The organism is Paenibacillus sp. 01T422 (assembly GCF_056398785.1).
In genome coordinates this window covers 1-3823 of record NZ_JBFTQB010000645.1, presented here as the reverse complement: position 1 = coordinate 3823, position 3823 = coordinate 1, and the positions used below count along the sequence as shown (strand labels likewise).

Sequence of the window (3823 nt, the reverse complement as noted above, 5' to 3'; positions counted from 1 at the left end):
GGGTGGTACCACGGCTTTTCGTCCCTTGCGAGGGAGCGGAAAGTCTTTTTTGTGTTTTCATTTTGGTTGATTCAGGCCTAATTCAGGAGGGATTGCAATGAAAGAGCGGTTAGAAGCTTTGAAGCTTGAAGCGCTGCAGGAGCTAAGCGGCGTACAAAGCCAGCAGGAGCTGAACGATTTACGTATTAAATATTTAGGTAAAAAAGGTCCATTAACCGAGGTTCTTCGCGGTATGGGAGCGCTAAGTGCAGAAGAGAGACCGATTATTGGGCAAGTGGCGAACGATGTTCGCGCGGCGATTGAATCGGTGATCGAAGAGAAACAAGCGGCGTATCAACAGCAGGAAACGGAAAACAGGCTTCGTGCTGAAATGATCGACGTTACGCTGCCAGGTCGTCCATCTGAGCAAGGAGCCGTACACCCATTAAGCAAAGTCATCCAAGAGATTGAAGATATTTTCATCGGAATGGGCTATACAGTTGCGGAAGGGCCTGAGGTTGAGCAGGACTACTACAATTTCGAAGCGCTGAATCTGCCAAAAGACCACCCTGCCCGCGACATGCAGGATTCCTTCTACATTACAGAAGAGATCTTGATGCGTACTCAAACTTCTCCTGTTCAAGTAAGAACGATGGAGAAACGTAAAGGCGAAGTTCCGATCAAAATCATCTGTCCGGGGAAAGTGTACCGCCGCGATGACGACGATGCGACACATTCCCATATGTTTACGCAAATCGAAGGTCTGGTTATTGACCGCAATGTTCGGATGAGCGATTTGAAGGGTACCTTGCTGCAATTCGTGCAAGAAATGTACGGCAAAGAAACAAAAATCCGTTTGCGTCCGAGCTTCTTCCCTTTCACTGAGCCGAGCGTTGAGGTTGATGTGAGCTGTGCGATGTGTGGAGGCGTTGGCTGCCGAACTTGTAAACAAACAGGTTGGTTAGAAATTCTCGGAGCAGGTATGGTACATCCGCGCGTTCTTGAGATGGGCGGCTACGATCCGAAGGAGTATACAGGATTTGCATTCGGTATGGGCGTTGAGCGTATTGCCATGCTGAAATACGGAATCGAAGATATCCGTCATTTCTACACGAATGATCTACGTTTCTTAAAACAATTCTTACATCTGTAAGCATCAGGAAAAGGAGGGGTTAAGCATGAATGTTTCATACCAATGGTTATCGGAATATGTAGATGTATCAGGCTTCACAGCTGAGGAATTAGCAGAGAAATTAACCCGAAGCGGTATCGAAGTGGATATCGTGGAGGATCGCAACAAAGGTGTTACGAACGTCGTTGTCGGGTATGTGAAATCCCGTGAGAAACATCCGGATGCAGATAAATTAAGCGTTTGTATCATTGATGCTGGTCAAGGCGAAGATTTGCAAATCGTCTGCGGAGCCAAAAATATTGATGCCGGTCAAAAAGTACCTGTCGCTATGATCGGAGCTGTTCTACCTGGCGGGCTGCAGATTAAACGCGCCAAACTGCGCGGCGTTGAATCGCAAGGGATGATTTGCTCAGCCAAAGAGCTTGGCTTGAATGATAAATTGCTTCCAAAAGAAATTCAGGAAGGTATTCTAGTGCTTCCACAGGAAACGGAAGTCGGAAGCTCCGTTCTTGATATTCTGGCCATCAATGACAAAGTGTTGGAGCTCGATCTGACACCGAACCGTTCCGACTGCCTGAGCATGCTCGGAGCTGCCTACGAGATCGCAGCGATCCTTGGCCGCAGCGTTAAACTGCCGGATGCGGAAGCAGCGCTTGGGCAGGCTGGATCAGCCGGTGTGAAAGCCGCTGAGCGCATCAGCGTGAAGATCACAGCGACGGAACAGTGCTCTCACTATGCAGCGCGCCTGATCGAAGGTGTGCGCGTAGGCACTTCTCCGCTGTGGATGCAGAACCGTTTGATGGCGGCTGGCATCCGTCCCATCAATAACATCGTTGACATCACGAATTTCGTGATGCTGGAGTATGGTCAGCCGCTGCATGCTTTTGATGCAGAACAGCTGAACAATGGCCACATCGACGTACGCCTTGCTGAGGCGGGCGAGAAGCTTGTTACGCTTGACGATGTAGAACGTACCCTGGAGCCGCACATGCTGCTTGTCACGGACGGCACGAAGCCTGTAGCGATCGCTGGTGTTATGGGCGGCGCGAATTCCGAAGTGACGAACGATACTACGCGGATTTTGCTTGAATCCGCTAAGTTTGCAGGCTCCTCTGTGCGTCGTACGTCGCGCCAGCTAGGTCTTCGTTCCGAAGCGAGTCTTCGCTTCGAGAAAGAAGTGAACCCGGAAGCGGTGCTTCCGGCATTGAACCGCGCGGCTGCATTGATTGCTGAGTATGCAGGCGGCACAGTCGCAGATGGCATCGTCCAAGCTAGTGCCGGCTCGCACAAACCAGTCAGCATCGAGCTGGCTGCTGATCGTGTGAACAACTATCTCGGCACGGCGCTTTCGCTTGACGAGATGGGTCATATCATTGAGCGCCTGCACTTCACCTTCGAGCAGGCGGGAGAAGGCAAGCTGCTCGTGCATGTGCCGAGCCGCCGCGGAGACATCACACGGGATGTTGATTTGATCGAAGAAGTGGCACGCCTCTTCGGCTATGATAACATCCCGACAACCTTGATGACTGGCGTGACGACGCCAGGCTCCTTGTCCAAAGAGCAGTCGGTTCGCCGCATAGCGCGGAATCTCCTGACACAAAGCGGGCTGCATGAAGTCATTACCTATGCCTTCACGCACCCGGATCAAACAGCATCGCTGCCTGGTCTATATCCAGCGGCTAAGCCAATCTCCCTCGCTATGCCAATGAGCGAGGATCGCAGCCAATTGCGTACCAGCTTGCTGCCGCATTTGCTGGAAGTAGTGAGTTACAACCGTAACCGCACCATGGATGACGTGGCTATTTTTGAAATCGGCAAAGCATTTATCACAGGTGAGTCAACACTCACTACGCTGCCGCAAGAGAAGCTTCTGCTTTCTATTGTTATGACGGGTAAACGCCGGGGAGCGCATTGGGCGCAAAAGTCTGAAGCCGTTGATTTCTATGACATCAAAGGGATCTTTGACCGTCTGATCAGCTACTTGGGCGTCAAAGGACTCACTTACACATCGGCTTCTCCTGATGGTTTCCATCCTGGGCGTACGGCAGAGTTAGTGCTTACTACCTCCGAAGGCTCGAAGGTTATTGGCCGAGTGGGCCAGCTGCACCCAACTGTTCAACAGCAGCGTGATTTAGATGACACTTATGTACTTGAGGTGGAGCTAACTCCTATCCTAGAAGCTGCTGGAGATGCGATTGTGTATAAACTGCTGCCGCGTTACCCGTCCATTGGACGTGATATAGCTGTCGTTGTCAATGCAAGCGTACCGGTCGGTCTTATGGAGCAGTCAATTGCAGAAGTTGCTGGTGATTTGCTTGAGTCTATCCAGGTTTTTGATATCTACACAGGCGAGCGTCTTGGTGCAAACCGCAAGAGCGTTGCTATTGCTCTCGTGTATCGTCATGCAGAAAGAACTCTGTTAGATGAAGAAGTAACGGAACTCCATGCCAAAGTGGTTCAAACCCTTGAACAGCAATATGAGGCAGAGTTAAGAAAATAGAGCAAGTTTCTCTTAAGTTGCAGGAAAACGGGCTGGTCTTATCGAAATTAACCTCGATAGGGCCAGCCTTTTCATCTAAGGGGGAAATAATATGACTGAAGAAGACAAAACGAAAATAACCGTTGACATATATGGAAATCAATACAAGTTAAAAGCAGATACTAGCACCAATTACATGAAGCGGGTTGCGGAATATGTGAATGACCAAATGT

3 protein-coding genes are annotated in these 3823 nt (G+C 50.1%); all 3 read left to right on the top strand.

The window, feature by feature from the left end; translation table 11 throughout:
* Positions 1–97 precede the first annotated feature (97 nt).
* Positions 98–1132 carry a phenylalanine--tRNA ligase subunit alpha gene (gene pheS, locus AC1DUA_RS28060; RefSeq protein ID WP_477502891.1) on the top strand — a complete coding sequence of 345 codons (1035 nt, stop codon included), beginning with the start codon at positions 98–100 and terminating at the stop codon, positions 1130–1132.
* A 25-nt stretch (positions 1133–1157) separates the two neighbouring features.
* Positions 1158–3611, top strand: coding sequence for a phenylalanine--tRNA ligase subunit beta (gene pheT, locus AC1DUA_RS28055; RefSeq protein ID WP_477502890.1), 2454 nt, complete (start codon positions 1158–1160; stop codon positions 3609–3611).
* Positions 3612–3702: 91 nt separating this feature from the next.
* Positions 3703–3823: cell division protein ZapA (gene zapA / locus AC1DUA_RS28050; RefSeq protein ID WP_477502892.1), on the top strand; the 121-nt coding region annotated here is incomplete at its 3' end.

Coding starts and splice junctions, on each gene's coding strand:
- pheS (WP_477502891.1), top strand. CDS start 98: ATGAAAGAGCGGTTAGAAGCTTTGAAGCTTGAAGCGCTGCAGGAGCTA.
- pheT (WP_477502890.1), top strand. CDS start 1,158: ATGAATGTTTCATACCAATGGTTATCGGAATATGTAGATGTATCAGGC.